Origin of the sequence: Streptomyces sp. NPDC005898 (assembly GCF_040629635.1) — a bacterium.
Lineage (GTDB): Bacteria > Actinomycetota > Actinomycetes > Streptomycetales > Streptomycetaceae > Streptomyces.
The window spans coordinates 58,031-76,485 of the sequence record NZ_JBEXWC010000010.1 but is presented as its reverse complement, the minus strand read 5'-3'; the positions used below and the strand labels follow the sequence as shown (position 1 = coordinate 76,485).

Annotated in this window: 2 protein-coding genes; both read left to right on the top strand. The window is 75.4% G+C overall.

What is annotated here, in order from left to right; all coding sequences use genetic code 11:
- Positions 1-6 precede the first annotated feature (6 nt).
- Positions 7-14,925 (top strand): SDR family NAD(P)-dependent oxidoreductase, encoded by a 14,919-nt coding sequence (locus tag ABZ385_RS16055; RefSeq protein WP_358911809.1) that lies wholly within the window; start codon positions 7-9, stop codon positions 14,923-14,925.
- Complete coding sequence (locus ABZ385_RS16050) at positions 14,922-18,455, top strand: amino acid adenylation domain-containing protein (RefSeq protein WP_358911807.1); 3,534 nt, start codon at positions 14,922-14,924, stop codon at positions 18,453-18,455. The genes ABZ385_RS16055 and ABZ385_RS16050 overlap by 4 nt, the downstream gene beginning before the upstream one ends.

The following is an 18,455-nucleotide window of genomic DNA, read 5'->3' as shown; positions in this document are numbered from 1 at the left end:
ACGACCGTGAGTTCGCACGACGCCACCGAGGTGTCCGGGAACGACATCGCCATCGTCGGCATGGCCGGGCGCTTCCCCGGCGCCGACAGCGTGGGGGAATTCTGGGAGCTGCTGCGCGCGGGCCGCGAGGGCATCACCCGGTTCAGCGACGAGGAACTGGCCGACGCCGGCGTACCCGCCGCGCTGCGCGCCGACCCGGCGTACGTACGAGCCCACGGCGTCCTGCCCGACGTCGACCTCTTCGACACCGGCTTCTTCGAGTTCACCCCGGCGGAGGCCGAGGTCATCGACCCCCAGCAGCGCCTCTTCCTGCAGAGCTGCCACACCGCGCTGGAGGACGCCGGCTACGACCCGCGCCGCTACGACGGGCTGATCAGCGTCTACGGCGGCGCCGCCATCAACACCTACCTCCAGCAGCACGTCCTGCCGAGCATCGACCAGACCGCCACCTCCGACCACTTCAAGGTCATGGTCGGCAACGACAAGGACTTCCTCGCCACCCGCGTCAGCTACAAGCTCGACCTGCGCGGACCGAGCTACAGCGTCCAGACGGCCTGCTCGACCTCGCTCGTGGCCATCCACCTCGCCTGTCAGGGGCTCATCAACGGCGAGTGCGACATGGCGCTGGCGGGCGGCGTGACGGTCAAGCTGCCCCAGACGCGCGGCTACCTGTACGAGGAGGGCGCGATCCTCTCCCCGGACGGCCGGGTCCGCACCTTCGACGCCCAGGCCGGCGGCACCGTCCTCGGCAACGGCGTGGGCATCGTCGTCCTCAAGCTCCTGGAGGACGCGCTCGACGCGGGCGACACGATCCACGCCGTGATCAAGGGCACCGCCACCAACAACGACGGCTCCCTCAAGGTCAGTTACGCCGCCCCCGGCAAGGAGGGCCAGGCGGCCGTCATCGCCGAGGCGCACGCGGTCTCCGGCACGGAACCGGAGAGCATCTCCTACGTCGAGGCGCACGGCACCGCGACGCGGCTCGGCGACCCCGTGGAGGTGTCCGCGCTCACCGACGCGTTCCGCCGCGGCACATCCGACACGGGCTTCTGCGCCATCGGCTCCCTCAAGTCCAACGTCGGCCACCTGGACGCCGCCGCGGGCGTCGCCGGAGTGATCAAGACGGCGCTCATGCTGCGCCACCGCTCCCTGGTGCCCACCCTCAACTATGATCAGCCCAACCCGGCCATCGACTTCGCCGCCACCCCGTTCTACGTCAGCACCGAGACGAAACCCTGGACGGCCGAGGGGCCGCTGCGGGCCGGGGTCAGCTCGTTCGGCATCGGCGGGACCAACGCGCACGCGATCCTCCAGGAAGCCCCCCAGCAGGACCCGGGCGACCCCTCCGCGCGCGGGGAGCAGCTCCTGCTGCTCTCCGCCAGGACCCCCACCGCCCTCGACGCCCTCACCGACGCCCTCGCCGACCACTTCGAGGCCGCCCCCGGCACCGACCTCGCCGACGCCGCGTACACCCTCGCGATGGGCCGCCGGGCCCACCGTCACCGCCGCGCCGTGATCTGCGCCGATTCCGCCGAGGCGGTGCGCGCCCTGCGTGCACGCGAAGAGCCCGGCTGCGCGACCGGTCAGGCCGAAGACGTTGCCGAGCAGCGGCTGTTCACACCGGACCCGGAGCTCTCGGGCCGTGCCCTGCTGGACGCCGTGCGCACCGCCTGGCTCGACGGCGCCGAGGTGGACTGGGAGGAGTTCTACGCGGGTGAGCGGCGCCGCCGTGTCCCGCTGCCCACCTACCCCTTCGAAGGCCGCAGGGTGTGGCTCGAACCGCCGTCGGACAGCGCGGGCGCGGACGCCGTCAAGGGCCCGCATCCGCTCATCGGCGCCAACGTCTCGACCCTGGCCGAGCACCGCTACGCCACCACCCTGACCGGCGACGAGTTCTTCGTCGCCGACCACCGCGTCGACGGCCGGGCCATCATGCCCGCCGTCGGCTACCTGGAGATGGCGCGCGCCGCGGGGGCGCTGTCCCTGCCCACCGGGGCGCGCTCCCTCGCCAGGGTCTCCTTCGAACGGCCGCTGTCCTTCCCGCGCGGACCGCGCACCGTGCACGTCGAGCTGACCCCGCACGGGGACGGAGCACGGTTCGCGATCACCGACCCGGCCGGGACGGCGGCGGGCGAGCCCGAGATCTACGCCCGCGGCGAGCTGTCCGCCACGGCCCCCGCCGACGCCCCGCCCCCGGTGGACCCGGACGCCCTCACGGCGCGCTGCCCCGACCTGCTCGCCGCGGCCGACCTCTACGGCCTGCTGCGGGCCCGCGGCCTCGACTACGGCCCGGCCATGCGCTCCCTGCGCGAGCTGCGCCGCGGCGACGCCGAGGCACTGGGCGTCCTCGAACTGCCCGCCGACGCCTTCCCGGCGGGGGAGCGGGACACGGAGGACTTCGTCCTGCACCCGTCGCTGCTGGACGCCGCGCTGCACGCGGTGGTATGCCTGCTCGCCGCCCGCGAGGACGAGGGCACCACTTACCTGCCGCTGGCGCTCGGCGGCCTCGACGTGTTCGCGCCGCTGCCCCGGCACTGCCTCGCCCACGTCACGCTGCCCGCCCACGGCGGCGGCGAGAAGCAGACCAAGGCGGACATCGACCTCCTCGACACCGAGGGCCGCCTGCTCGCCCGCCTGCGCGACCTGTCCGTACGCACCCTCAGGAACGGCCGCGACGAGCCGGAGACCGCCCTCTTCGCCGGCGTCTGGCAGCCGGCGGCATCCGACGCCCCGGCGGCCCCGCCCGCCGGCCCGCGGCTCCTCCTCTCCCACGAGCCCGCCCAGCGCACCGCGCTGCTCGAAGCGCTCAGGGACGCCGGTGACCCGGACCCCGCGGTGGTCCTCGCCACTCCCGGCGAGGAGTTCACGCGGGTCGACGACGACCACTACACCGTGGACCCGCACCGCGAGGCGGACTTCGCCGCGCTCCTCGACGGGCTCGCCGGAACGGGCCGCACCCCTGCCACGGTGCTGCACACCTGGTGCGCGGCCGAGGGCGGCCACGACCTCGACGGCCCGCGCTCGGTCTTCGCCCTGACCAAGGCGCTCCTCGCCCGCCGTGGCGGCGACCGCACCGCGCTGCTGGTCGCCCACCGCACCGACGCCCACGGCGCGGACCCCGCCGAAGCCGCCCTCGCGGCCTTCGGGCGCACCGTCACGCTGGAGAACCCGCGCCTCACCCACCGCCTGGTCGGCCTGGACGCCGACACGGCGCCGCTTCCCGCGCTCGTCGACGAACTGGCCCGCCTGGACGACGGCGAGAGCGAGACCCGGCACAGCGGCGGTGTCCGGTACGTGCGGCGCCACCGCCGCCTGGCCCGCACCGAACCCCCGGCGGGGACCGCCACCTCGCCGCTCCAGGACGGTGCCTGCCTGATCACCGGCGGCACGGGCAGCCTCGGCCTGGCCCTCGCCGAGCACCTCGCCGCGCGCACCGGGGCCCCGCTCGCCCTGCTCGGCAGGTCCGCGCCCGCCCCGGCGGCCGCCCAGCGCGTCGAGGCCCTGCGCGCGGCCGGACACGACGTCACCTTCCACCGGGTCGACGTCACCGACGAGGCGGCCCTGCGCGCGGCCATCGACTCGGTCCGCGCCGAGCACGGGGCGATACGCGGGGTCGTACACGCGGCGGGCACGCTGGACGACGCCTATCTGCTGCACAAGAGCTGGGAGGAGTTCACCGAGGTCGTCCGCCCCAAGGCCCTCGGCGCGCGGCTCCTGGACCGGCTCACCGCCGAGGACCCGCTGGACTTCTTCGTCTGCTTCTCCTCCATCGCCGCGGCCTTCGGCAACGCGGGCCAGAGCGACTACGCGTACGCCAACGCCCACCTCGACGCCTTCGCCGAGCGCCGCCGCGCCCACGTGGCCGACGGCAGCCGCTTCGGCCGCACGCTCTCCCTCGGCTGGCCGCTCTGGCTCGCGGGCGGCATGCGCCAGGACGAGGACGCCGTCCGGGCGCTGCGGCACCGTACGGGGCTGTCCCCGATGGCCACGGACGCCGCTCTCGCCGTCTTCGACCAGGCGCTGCGGCACGACGGCGGTGCGCTGCTCGTCGGCCACGGCGACCTGGCCCGCGTCGCGGCGGCGCTCGAACCCGCCCCCGTACGCCGCTCCCGAGCGGCCGGGGGAGCGGGGGAGGCCGAACCGTCCGGCACCGATCTGGCCGCGTGGGCCGCCACCTTCCTCAAGCAACTGCTCGCCGAGCGCACGAAGCTCGACGCGGGGGAGATCGACCCACGCGTGCCGTTCGACCGCTACGGCATCGACTCGCTGGTCATCACCCAGCTCAACGCCGAACTGGAAAAGCACTTCGACGAGCTGCCGAAGACGCTGTTCTTCGAGTACGCCACGCTGGAGGAGCTGGCGGAGTACTTCGTCGCGGAGTACGCCGGGCGGCTCGGGGAACTGGCGGCAGCGCCCACCGGCCCGGCGGGCACGTCCGCACCGCCCGCGAGCACCTCGGCCGACCGCGCGGAGACCGGGTCGGCGCTCCCCGCCCGGACCACGGAACCGCACCGGCCCGGCCCCGCCGAGGCCGACGGCGCCGTGGCCATCATCGGCCTCGCCGGCCGCTACCCCATGGCCGACGACCTCGACGAGTTCTGGGACAACCTCGCCGAGGGCCGGGACTGCGTCACCGAGATCCCCGCCGACCGCTGGGACCACGGCCGCTACTTCGACCCCGACCCGTCGGCCGCCGGCCGCGCCTTCTCCAAATGGGGCGGCTTCCTGCGCGACGTGGACCGCTTCGACCCGCTGTTCTTCGGCATCTCGCCGCGCGAGGCGGAGCTGATGGACCCCCAGGAACGCCTGTTCCTGCAGAACGCCTGGCACGTGTTCGAGGACGCCGGATACCGCGGGGACGAGCTGACCGGCCGCCCGGTCGGCGTCTTCGTCGGCGTCATGTACGGCGAGTACCAGCTCTACGGCGCGGCCGACGCCGAGCGCGGCGGCATCAGGGTCACCGGTTCGTCGTTCGCCTCCATCGCCAACCGCGTCTCGTACACCCTCGGTCTGAACGGGCCGAGCATCGCGCTCGACACCATGTGCTCGTCCTCGCTCACCGCGATCCACCTGGCCTGCGAGAGCCTGCGCGGCGGCGAGAGCGAGATGGCCGTCGCGGGCGGGGTGAACCTCTCGCTGCACCCCTACAAATACGTCTTCCTCAGCCAGGGCCGCTTCGTCTCCGCCGACGGCAGGTGCCGTGCCTTCGGCGCCGGGGGCACGGGGTACGTGCCGGGCGAGGGCGTCGGCGCGGTGCTCCTGAAGCCGCTGGCCGCGGCCGAGCGCGACGGCGACCACGTCTACGGCGTGATCAGGGGCCACGCCGTCAACCACGGCGGCAAGACCAACGGGTACACCGTGCCGAGCCCGCACGCCCAGGCCGACTCCGTGCGCCGCGCGCTGCGCGGGGCGGGCCTCGAACCCGCCGACATCGGCTACGTCGAGGCCCACGGCACCGGCACGTCCCTGGGCGACCCGATCGAGATCGCCGGGCTCGCCAAGGCCTTCGGGGCGACGAAGGCGGACGGCCGGCGGTGGCCCATCGGCTCGGTGAAGTCCAACATCGGCCACCTCGAATCGGCGGCCGGGATCGCCGGACTCACCAAGGTGCTGCTCCAGTTCAAGCACCGGCGCCTCGCGCCCTCGCTGCACGCCGACGAGCTGAACCCGAACATCGACTTCGGGCGCTCCCCCTTCCTGGTGCAGCGCGAGGCCGCCGACTGGCCCGCGCCGGCCGGTGAGCACGGCCCGGCACCGCGCCGCGCCGGACTCAGCTCGTTCGGCGCGGGCGGCTCCAACGCCCACCTGGTCATCGAGGAGTACCAGCGGGGCCCGGAGCGCCCCGAGCGGCCCGTCGCCGCCCAGCGCTTCCCGCGCACGCTGGTCTTCCCGCTCTCCGCACGGGACCCGGAACGGCTCGCCGCCTACGCCGGCCGCCTCGCCGACTTCGCCGAACGCGAGCACGTACGCGCCGAAGACCTCGCCCACACCCTGCAACACGGCCGGACGACCATGGCCGAACGCCTCGCCGTGGTCGCCGACGACGGCGCGGCCCTCGTCAGGGCGCTCCGCGCCTTCCAGCAGGGCGCACCGTGCCCCGGCCTCGTGACCGGCGCGTCCCCCGGTCCCGAGCAGCCGACCGAACACGACCCTGCCTACAGCGTCGCCGCGCGCTGGACACGCGAGGGGTCGGCCGACTGGAGCGGTATCGCCCCCGCGGGGCCGAAACCCCGCCGCGTCCCCGCGCCGGCCTACCCCTTCGCCCGCGAGCGCCACTGGGTGCCCGCCGCCGACCGGAGCACCGCCGACGCGCCCGCCCGCCTCCACCCGCTGCTCGACGCCAACGAGTCCACCCTCGACGAGATCCGCTTCCGCCGTACCTTCCGGGCCGGCGAACCGCTCGTCCGCGACCACGTCATCGAGGGGCGGGCCCTGCTCGCCGGTGCGGTCTGCCTGGAGATGGCCCGCGCGGCGGCCCGTCTCGCCGGTCTCGACGACGCGCTCGGCCTGCGGGACGTGCTCTGGGGCCGGCCGGTGGTGATCGAGGACGGGCAGAGCGTCGACGTGCACGTCGGCCTGACCCGCACGGGCGGCGGACCGGAGCGCACGGACGGCGAACTGGCCTTCACCGTCTGGACGGCACAGGGACAGACAACCGGGCGCACCGTCCACGTGCGCGGCACGGTGTACGCGAACCCCACCGGTCCCGCCGCGGCCCCCACCGACCTCGCCGCCCTTCGCGCGAGCTGCCCCGAGGTCAGGGACCGTGCGGCGGTCCAGGCCGCCTACCAGGGCGCCCGCTTCGCCTACGGCCCGGCCTTCGACGTCATCGAGGAGGCCAGGTTCGGCGACGGCGGCGCCCTCCTCACCCTCACGCTGCCCGAGCAGGACGGCGCCTCACTGCTGCCGCCCGCGCTGCTCGACGGCGCGCTGCGGGCCTGCCACTGGGCGGCTTCGCCGTCGCCGCAGGAGAGCGGGAGCCTCGCGGTCCCCTTCCACCTCGGCGCGCTGGAGATCCGGACGCCGCGGCCGCTGCCGCGCAGGTGCCACGCGCACGCCGTGCCCGCCCGGCAGCCCGGAGCCGCCGACCAGGGGCAGTTCGACCTGCGCATTCTCGACGACTCGGGCGCCGAACTGGTCCGCATCGACAACTTCACCGGCCGTCACCTCGCCCAGCAGGACGCCCCGTTCTTCTACGAGCAGGTCTGGCAGGACCAGGCCCTCGTGGCGGGCGCCGCTCCCCGCGCCGACGCCGTGCTCGTCCTCGGGGACGACGACGAGGTGGCCCGTGGCCTCGCGGGGACAAGCGGCGGGCGGCGCGTCATCGACGTACGCGTGGCGCCGCGGTTCACCAGGACCGGGCCCGACCGGTACGCCGTCGACCCCGCGCGGCCCGGCGACTTCGAGCGGCTCCTCACGGACCTGGCACACGACGGCGTCCGCTCGCTCGACGTCGTGCACCTGTGGGGCCTGAGCGCCGAGCCCGTCGCCTACGGGCGCGAGGGCGACTCCGCCGAGGCACAGGCCGCGCTCGACGGGGCCTTCGCGCGCGGACTGCACTCCCTGCGCTCCCTCGCCCTCGCCCTGGACGCCGTCCGCCTCCCCGGCCGGGTGCGCTGCGCCTACGTACTCGCCGACACGGGACAGGGGCAACGCCCCGACCAGGAGGCCGTGGCGGGCTTCGCGCTCTCCCTCGCCGGGGTGCTGCCGCGCTTCGAACTCTTCACCGTGGCCGGCGCCGGCGGGCCGGAGCTGCCGGCCCTGCTGGACGCCGAGCTGGCGCAGGGCGGCCGTCCCACCGGGGCGGAGGTCCGCCACTCGGCGGCGGGCCGCCAGGTCCGCGTCCTGCGCAGGGCCGACACGCCGGACCCCGGAGCCGCCGTCCCGCTGAAGCGGGGCGGAACCTACCTCGTCACCGGCGGCACCGGCGGCATCGGACGCGAACTGGCCCGCCACCTCGCGTCCACCTACCGGGCGCGCCTCGTACTGGTCAGCCGCTCCGCAGACCGGCCCGCGGCCCGCGAAGCCGCGGACGAACTCGTCGCGCTCGGCGCCGAGGTGCTGCTCGCGGCGGCCGACACCGCGGACGCGGCGGGCATGCGGGCCGCGGTGGCGCGGGCCAAGGAGCGCTTCGGGCATCTCGACGGCGTCTTCCACCTCGCGGGCGCCGCCGACCAGTGCTCGCTCCTGGAGGCGGACCCCGCCCGCTTCACCGAGCTGCTGTCGGTGAAGGCGCACGGCGTCCGGCTGCTCGACGCGCTCACCGCCGACGAACCGCTCGACCTGTTCGTGGTCTTCTCCTCCATCGCCTCGGTCGTCGGCGACTTCGGCGCCTGCGCCTACGCGGCGGCGAACCGCTTCCTCGACTCCTACGCGGACCTGCGCGACCGCCGGGTCCGCGAGGGCCGCGCGGCGGGCCGCACCCTCTCCCTGGCCTGGCCGCTGTGGCGCATCGGCGGCGTGGACGCCCTGATGGGGGAGGAGGAGCGGGCCGGCTACCGCCACCGCACCGGCATGCGGGAGTTCACCGGAGAGGAAGGGCTGCGCGCCCTCGAACTGGCCTGGCGCACGGGGCGGGCCCGGCTCGTCCCCGCCATCGGTGACCCGGAGGCCGTGGACGCGGCGCTGGCACCACGCGCGACGGGCCCGGCCGTGCCCCCACGTCCGCCGCACACCCCGGCGCCGCTCGCGACGACGCACGGGAACAGCACCGCCGACGCCACGCGGCCCGCCGCCCCCGCCGCACCGGCCACCACCCCCGCTCCCGCCCTGCTGGACCGCATGCGGGACCACGTGCGCGCCCTGCTCGGCAACGTGCTCGGCCTCTCGGCGGAGCGCATCGACGACCACACCACCCTGGACGCCTACGGTCTCGACTCCGTCCTGGTCATGGAGACCAACCAGCACCTGGACCGGGACTTCCCCGGCGCCCGCGGCACCCTGCTCTTCGAGTACCGCACCGTGCACGACCTCGCCGCCCACCTCCTGGACGAACACCCCGACGCCGCCCGCCGGCTGTTCCCCGAGGAGACCGCGCCCCCCGTGGCCCCGGCCGCCACCGAAGCACCTCCCGTGGCCGCCACCGAGGCGCGCCCCGCAGCCCCCGCAGCCCCCGCCGCGCCCCCGCGGCAGCCCGCGGGCGACGACGACATCGCCATCATCGGCATCGGCGGCCGCTACCCGGACGCCCGTAACCTCACCGAGTTCTGGGAGAACCTGCGCCGCGGCCACGACGCGGTCACCGAGATACCCCGCGACCGCTGGGACGCCGACGCGCACTTCGCCGCCGACCACGCGGCCCCCGGCACCAGCTACGGCAAGTGGGGCGGCTTCCTGGCGGACGTCGACGCCTTCGACTCGCTGTTCTTCCGCATCCCGCCCTCCCAGGCCAAACTGATGGACCCCCAGGAGCGCCTGTTCCTGGAGGCCGCCTGGTCGGCGCTGGAGAACGCCGGCTACCCGCCCTCGCGCCTGCCCCGCCCCCGCTTCGGGGGACAGGGCCGCGACGTGGGCGTCTTCGCGGGCGTGATGTGGGGCGACTACGCCCAGCTCGCCGCCGAGGAGGCCGCGCGGGGCAACCACCACACGGTCCTCGCCAACCGCTCGGCCATCGCCAACCAGGTCTCCTACTTCGGTGACTTCCGCGGCCCGAGCGTCGTCGTGGACACCGCCTGCTCGGCCTCGCTCGTCGCCCTCCACCAGGCCTGCGAGAGCGTCCGCAGGGGAGAGTGCCGCTACGCCGTCGCGGGCGGCGTCAACGTCTCCGCGCACCCCTCGAAGTACGCGCACCTGAGCCGGATGCGGATGCTCTCCACCGACGGCCGCTGCCGCTCCTTCGGCGCGGGCGGCGACGGCTACGTGCCGGGCGAGGGCGTCGGCGCGGTGCTGCTCAAGCGGCTCTCGGAGGCCGTCGCCGACGGCGACCACATCCACGCGGTGATCAAGGCGACCGCGGTCAACCACGGCGGCCGCACCGGCGGCTACACCGTGCCCAACCCCCAGGCGCAGCAGGCCCTCATCGAAGAGGCACTGGACCGCGCGGGCATCGACCCGCGCACCATCGGCTACGTCGAGGCGCACGGCACCGGCACCGCGCTCGGCGACCCCATCGAGCACACGGCCCTGCGACAGGCCTTCGCCGACGCCACCCGCCGACCGGGCACCATCGCCCTCGGCTCGGTGAAGTCCAACATCGGCCATCTGGAGGGCGCCGCGGGCATCGCGGGCGTCACCAAGGCCGTGCTCCAGCTCTCCCACGGCCAGCTGGTGCCCTCGCTGCACTCCGAGGAGACCAACCCGATCATCGACTTCGACCGCTCACCGTTCCGTGTGCAGCGCGCCCTCACCGACTGGGCGCGGCCCGTCATCGAGACGGACGGGGTCAGGATCGAGCAGCCGCGCAGGGCGAGCGTCAGCTCGTTCGGCGCGGGCGGCACCAACGCGCACGTGATCCTGGAGGAGTACCGCGCCCCCGAGGAGCGGCCCGCCGCCCCGCCGTCCGGCCCCGAACTGCTCGTGCTCTCCGCGCGCAACCCGGAGCGGCTGCGCGCCTACGCCGCCGAGATGGCGGCCCATCTGCGCCGGGAGCGCCCGGCCCTCGCCGACACCGGCCACACCCTGCGCGTCGGCCGCGAGGCGCTGCCCGCACGCCTCGCCTTCCCGGCCTCCGACATCGACGACGCCGCCGACAAGTTCGCCGCCTTCGCCGCCGGGGAGAGCGTCGCCTCCGCGATCACCGGCAACGCCGACCAGCACACGGCGCTGGCCGAGGTGTTCACCGACGGCGCGGGCCCGGACTTCCTGCGCACGCTCGCCGCGGCCGGCGACCACACCCGGCTCGCCCGGCTCTGGGTCTCCGGCGCCTTCGCCGACTGGACGGCACTGGACGAGTTCGCGGCGGGCGGCGGTCGCACGCTCCCGCTGCCGGGCTACCCGTTCGAGCGCCCGCGCCACTGGCTGCCCGTCACCCGCAGGGAACCGGCCGAGGCTCCTGCGCCGCCCCAGCAGGCGGACCGGCCGACACCGCCCCGAGCGGCGGACACCACCTTGACCCTCGCGCCCACCGACCCGGTCGTACGCGACCACGTGGTCGGCGGCCGTGCGGTGCTGCCCGGCGCCGGCCACCTGGACCTGGTGGCCCACACCCTGGGCGCGGACGCGGCCCGGGTCTTCAGCGACGTGCGCTGGCTCGCCCCGCTCGTGGTGGCCGACACCGGCACCGACGTCACCCTCGCCACGACGGAGTCCGACACCGCCCAGGCACTCGACTACCGCCTGACCGCACCCTCCACCGGCGACGCCCCCGTGTACTCGCTGGGCCAAGTTCTCGCCACCGCCCCCGAACGCCCCGACCCCCTGCCCCTCGACCTGCTCAAGGCGGACTGCCCGCACCCGGTGAGCCACGAGGAGCTGTACGAGGGCCTGCGCCGCCAAGGCCTGCCCTACGGCCCGCACTTCCGCCGCGTCACCCAGGCCTGGACCGGTGAGCGCACCGCCCTCGCCCGGCTGCGCCGGCCGCGGGAGCACTCCGGCGCGGCCGGCCGGCCGCTGGACCCCGGCACCCTCGACGCGGCGCTGCACCCCCTGGCCCTGCTGCTCGCCGACGGCGGTGCGCCGGGCCGGCCGCTGCTGCCGTACGCCGCGGACCGGGTGGAGCTGCACGCCGCCCTGCCCGACGAAGGCTGGTCCCACGTCCGCGACCTGGGCGCGCGGCGGTTCGACGTCACCGTCACCGACACGGACGGCCGGGTGTGCGTACGCGTCCTCGGCCTAGCCCTGCGGGAACCGAAGCCGGAGCCGTCCATCGACTACCGGCCCCGCTGGGCGGTCGCGCCGCCCGCTGTCACGGACACGGCCGCGCCCCGGGCGGTTCTGACCGTGGCGGGGGAGGACGGCGCGGCGTTGGCGGACACCCTGCGCGCCGCTCACCCGGACGCCGAGCACCTGCGGCTCACCGTCGGCGACGGCGGCCTGGACGAGCGCGCCACGGACGCACTCCTGGCCCGCGCCCCGCACCTGGACCTGGTGTACTTCCTGGGCGTCGGCGGACCGCGCGAACCGGTGGACGACAGGGCCGGGCTGCACGCGGAGCAGGAGCGCGGCACCGTCTCGCTGCACCGGCTGGTCCGCGGCCTCGACCGGGCCGGCCTGCTCGACCGGCCCCTGGCCCTGAAGGTCCTCACCGCCGACGGCCTGCCGCTCGGGGACGACGACGCGCTGCGCCCGGCGGCCGCCGGGCTCGTCGGCTACTGCGAGGTCGCGGCCAAGGAGTTCCCGCAGCTCACCGCGGCCTGCCTCGACGTGCGCGGCGGTGAACTCGACGCGGCGGCGGCCGCGCTGGTCCACGAGCCGGCGCGGGCCAAGGTCCGTGCCGTGTCGCTGCGCGGCGGCGTACGGCGCGTCCGCGCGCTCGAAGCGGTCGAACCGGCCGCCGCCCCGACCCGCTTCCGCGAGCGCGGGGTGTACCTCGTCATCGGCGGCCTCGGAGTGCTCGGGCGCGACACCGCCCGGTATCTGGCCCGCGCACACCGCGCCCGCCTGGTCCTCGTCGGCCGCGCCGCGCCGGACGAGCGGCGCCGCGCCGACCTCGCGGCACTGGAGGAGCTGGGCGCCGAGGTCTCCTACGTACCGTGCGACGCCGGTGACCCGGCGGCCCTGCGCCAGGTGATCGACGAGACCAAGACGCGCTTCGGCGCGCTCCACGGCGTCATCCACTCCGCGATGGTGCTCGTCGACAAGCCCATCAGGGAGCTGTCCGAAACCGAGCTGCGCACCGCCCTCGACACCAAGGCGGACACCGTGTGGAGCATGTTCCGCGCCCTGCGCGGCGAGCGGCCCGACTTCGTGCTGCTGTACTCCTCCGCGGTCACTCTGGAGGGCAACCACGGCCAGGCCGGATACGCGGCGGGCTGCCACGTCGCCGACGCGTGGGCGCTCGCCGCGGCCCGCACCGCGCCCTACCCCGTGCGCACCGTCAACTGGGGCTACTGGCACGCGGCCGGCGACGCCCACCGGGAGCGCGTCCTCGACCGCTTCGCCGCCGCGGGCATCCGGCCCATCAGCGCGGCGGAGGGCATGGCGGCCGTCGAACGGGCACTGTCGGGCCCGCTGCCGCAGACGCTCGTCGTCAAGGCCGACCCGAAGATCCTCACCGGTCTCGGCGTCGACCCGGACACCGTGCTGAAGGCGCAGCCGCAGCGGCCCGCCCCCTCCGCCCCCATGACCCCCGGCCGCGCGGTGACCGGCGCGGTCGGCCACGGCGGCGCCGCGGCTGCGGACGTCGAGACCTTCGCCCGACGGCTCCTCGTCGGCACCCTGCGGACCATGGGTGTGCTGCGCGATCCCGGCGAGCGGCACACCCGCGACGGGCTCCGCGTCCGCCTCGGCGTCGCCGCCGGGCAGGAACGGCTCCTCGGCCTCCTGATCGACGTCCTGCTGCGCGGCGGCCACCTCCGCGCCGAGGGCGCCGACCTGGTCACCACCACCGCGCTCGACGATCCGGAGCTGCGCCGCTGCGTCGCCCACCCGAAGGAGGTTGCAGCCGAGCTGACGGCACGTCATCCCGAGACGGAGGCCGTGACGACCCTGCTGCTGCGGTGCGTCGACGCGCTGCCCGACGTACTGACCGGACGGCGCGGACACATGGAGGTGCTCTTCCCCGGCGGCTCACTCGACCTGGTCGAGGCCGTCTACGCGGGCGACCCCGTCACCGACCGGTGCAACGAGCAGGTCGCCGACACGGTGCTGCGCTACGTGCAAGAGCGCCTGCGTGAGCGGCCCGGTGACCGCATCCGCGTACTCGAAGTCGGCGCGGGCACCGGCGGCACCAGCGCCCGCGTCCTGCGCGCCCTCGCGGAGGCCGGACTCGGCGACCACGTCGCCTACCTCTACACCGACGTGTCCGACGGATTCGTGCGGCACGGCCGCAAGCGCTTCGCCGCCGACCACCCCTTCGCCGACTTCAGGGCCCTGGACATCGAACGCGACCCCGGGGAACAGGGAGTCGAGACCGGCGCCCACGACCTGGTGCTCGCCACCAACGTCTTCCACGCCACCGCCGGCATCGACCGCACCCTGGCCCACACCAAGCGGCTCCTGGCCACCAACGGCGTACTGGTGCTCAACGAAGGCGTGGAGCTGCGCGACCAGATGTCCCTGATCTTCGGCCTGGCCACCGGCTGGTGGCTGTTCGAGGACGCGGAGTACCGGTTGCCCGGCTCCCCGCTCCTTTCCACCACGGCCTGGCGCGACGTCCTCGCCCACAACGGCTTCCGCCGCGTCACCGAGGGACCGCGCCCGGACGGCGGCACCCATCAGTGCGTCCTGGTCGCCGAGAGCGACGGCTTCGTGCCCGCGTCCGTACCGGCCGCCCCCGCACCGGCGGCGCCGGCCCCCCGGGCCACGGGCGAGGACCCCGCCGCGCGGCCCGCCGACGCCGACCCGGTCGGTGGAGCGGAACGCCGGGTCAAGGAGGTCTTCGCCCGTGTACTCGAAATGCCCGAGGACCTTCTCGACCCCCGGGCCACCTTCGAGAACTACGGCGTCGACTCCCTCGTGGTCCTCAGCCTCACCAAGGAACTGGAGCGCGAGTACGGGCCGCTGCCGTCCACCCTGCTCTTCGAGCACATCACCATCGAACGCCTCGCCCGCCACCTGGCCACCCTCGGAGCCGCGAAGACACCCGCACCGCAACAACCCGCTCCCGAGCCGCAACCCGCTCCCGAGCCGCAACCCGCTCCCGAGCCGCAACCCGCTCCCGAGCCGCGGCCCGGGACCGGTGCGGGGCCACAGCCCGGCGGGACCGAGACCGCGGCCGGGCCCGAACCCGGCATCGAGCAGATCGTCGACAGCCTCTCGGACGCGGAGGTGGACCGCCTGCTGCGCCAGCTGAGCAGCGTCCTCGAGGACCAGGAGGAACAGCGATGACCACACCCTTCAGCGCCGTCCTGATCGGCGAGGAGCCCCTGCTCGCCGAGTGCGGCGAGCACTTGCTGACGCGGGGCCACCACGTGGCCGCCGTGGTCGCCGAGGACCCGGGGCTGCGCCGCTGGGCCGCCGAGCACGGGCTGAGCGTCGTCGATCCGGGTCGGGGCCTCGCGCAGCGGCTGCGTCCGCTGCGGTTCGCCTACCTGTTCAGCATCACCAACCTGCGGATGCTGTCCGACGAGGTCCTCGCACTGCCCGAGCGGATGCCCGTCAACTTCCACGACGCGCCGCTGCCCCGGCACGCCGGCCTGCACGCCACCAGCTGGGCGATCCTGGAAGGCGCCACCGAGCACGGCGTCACCTGGCACGTCATGGAGCGCGAGGCCGACACGGGCGACGTGCTCAAGCAGCGGGCGGTGCCGGTCGGCCCCGAGGACACCGCGTACACCCTCAACCTCGCCTGCTACGAGGCCGCGGCGGCCAGCTTCGGCGAACTCGTGGAGGAACTGGCCGCGGGCACCGAGACCCGCACCCCGCAGGACCTCACCCTGCGCACCTACCACGGACTGCACGACGGCCCGCCCGACGGCGGCCTGTTCTCCTGGCACCGGCCCGCCGCCGACCTCGGCGCCCTGGTGCGCGCCACCGACCTCGGACCGCACCGCAACGCGTTCGGCCTCGCGCTCCTCGCCCTCGGCGAGCGCCTGTTCGCCGTACGGAAGGCGGAGGTCACCGACCGCCCCTCCACGAGCCCGCCCGGCACCGTGGTCGCCGTCGACGGCCCGGCCGTGACCGTCGCCACCACCGACTTCGACGTACGGCTGAGGGACCTGGCCGACCTGGACGGCGACCCGTCGGCCGGGGCGGGACTGCGTCCGGGCGACCGGTTCACGCACGGGGACGACGCGGACCGCCGGCAGTGGGCGACCACGGCCCGCGCCGCGCGGCGCCACGAGAGGCACTGGCTGCCCCTCCTCGCCGACCGAGCCCCCCTCGAAGTCCCCTGGCCGGCCGCCCCGGAGCCCGCCGAGCCGTCCGGCGCCCGCGACCTCGCCCGCGCCGCCGTCCCGCCGGACATCCCGGCCGGGGACCCCGACGAGGCCAGGGCCTGGCTGCTCGCCGTACTCCTGCGGTTCCTCGGCCGGATGGCGGGGGAGGACGAGGGCGGCTTCGACGTGGCGCTGCGCCTCACCGCGGACACCACCGGGCCCCTCATGTCCGACGTGCCCTTCCGTGCCCCCGAGACCGGACAGGGCCGTTCCCTGGCGGCTTTCGCGGAAGAGGTCTCCCGACGGCTCACCGAGCAGGCCGGGCGGAGCGCCCCGCTGCGGGGAGCGCACCTGCGCCTGCCCGGCCCCGGCGGACGAGCGGCGCTCGCGGCGAGCGCGCTGCCGGTCACCGTGGACCTGAGCGACGGCCACGGCACCGCGCACCGCCCCGCCGGTCCCGCCCTGACCGTACGTATCGGCGGGCCCGGTGCCGTGCCCCGCGCCGTCGCCTTCCTCCCGGCGGACGAGAGCAGGGCGGCCGCCGCCCACCAACTGGCGGCACGCTTCGAGCGGTTCCTGCGCTCGGCCGCCGAGCGGCCCGACGAGGACGCCGGACTGCTTCCCCTGCTGTCCGGCGACGAGAGCCGCCTGGTGCTCGACACCTGGAACGACACGGCCGCCGACTACCCCGCCGACCGCTGCGTGCACCAGCTGTTCGCCGAGTGGGCGGCCCGGCGGCCGCAGGAGCCCGCCGTCCGTTTCGGCGACACCGTCCTCACCTACGGCGACCTCGACCGCCGGGTCAACCGGCTCGCCCGCCGTCTCACCCGCCTCGGCGCGGGACCCGGCACCCTCGTCGGGGTCTTCCTCGACCGCTCGGCCGACCTGATCACCGGGCTGCTCGCGGTGCTGCGGACGGGCGCCGCGTACGTGCCGCTCGACCCGGTCTACCCGCCCGAGCGCATCCGGCACATGCTCGACGACTCCGGCGCCGCCCTGGTGCTCACCGAACCCGCGCTCTCCTCCGCGCTCCCCGCCGACTGCCCGGCACAGCCGGTGGAGATCCACCCCGGCGAGGAGGCGCACGAGGCGCACGAGTCGGACGTCGAGGAGGACTTCCCCGACCGCGCCTGTGCCAAGGACCCCGCCTACGTCATCTACACCTCCGGCTCCACCGGCCTGCCCAAGGGCGTCAGGGTCGGCCACCGCGCGCTGACCAACTTCCTGTGCTCCATGGCCAAGGAGCCGGGCTTCGGCCCGCGGGACTCCCTGCTCGCGGTGACCACCGCCTGCTTCGACATCGCGGGACTCGAGCTGTACCTGCCGCTGGTCACGGGCGGCGAGGTGCGGGTGGCGCCCGCCGAGACGGCCGCCGACGGATTCGCGCTGCGCGCGCTGGTCGAGACGTACCGGCCGACCGTCATGCAGGCGACACCCGTCACCTGGCGCATGCTGATCGGCGCGGGCTGGCAGGGCGAGGCCGGGCTGACCGTCCTGTGCGGGGGCGAGGCGCTGCCCGGCGACCTGGCCGCCGAACTGGTGCGGCGGGCGGACCGGGTCTGGAACATGTACGGACCGACCGAGACCACCATCTGGTCCTCCCTCGACCGCGTCGAGGCGGGCCGGCCGGTCACGATCGGCCGACCGCTCGCCAACACGCGGATGTACGTGCTCGACGAGCGGCTGCGGCCCGTGCCGCCCGGCAGCCCGGGGGAGCTGTACATCGGCGGTGACGGGGTGGCCGACGGCTACCACGGCCGGCCGGACCTCACCGCGGCCAGGTTCCTCGACGACCCCTTCGCACCCGGCCGCGTCTACCGCACGGGCGACCTGGTGCGGCACCTGCCCGACGGCCGCCTGGAGTATCTGCGCCGGGTGGACAGCCAGGTCAAGCTGCACGGCTACCGCATCGAGCCCGGCGAGATCGAGACCGTCCTGCGCGACCACCCCGCCATCGCCCAGGCCGCGGTGGTGGTACGCGACGACGAGCCGGGCGGCGACAGGCTCGTCGCCTACACCGTGACCGAGGGGGACGCGCGGGTCCCGGACGCCGCCGAGCTGCGCGCCCACGTACGGGCGCGGCTGCCCGCGTACATGGTCCCGTCGGCCGTCGTACCGCTGCCCGCGCTGCCGCTGACGCCCAACGGAAAGCTCGACCGCAGGGCCCTGCCCGCCCCGCACGGCGCGGCCGCCCTCGACGGGCCGTCGGCCGACGCCGTGCCGCGCGGCGCGCTGGAGCAGCAGATCTCCGCGATCTGGCGGAGCGCGCTCGGCCTCGCGGAGGTCGGCGCCGACGTCAACTTCTTCGACGCGGGAGGCGACTCGCTGCGGCTGACCCACGTGGTGGCGCGGCTTCGGGCGGAACTGCGCCCCTCGCTGAGCCGGCTCGACATGTTCCGTCACCCGACGATCCGGGCGATGGCCCGCCACCTCGCCGAGGACGGCGCCCCGCCCCGGCCGCCGGAGGGCGGACGGCACAAGGGCGGCCGGGACAGATCGCTGCTCGGAGCACGCCGTCGCAGGTCCGGCGCCGAACGCTGA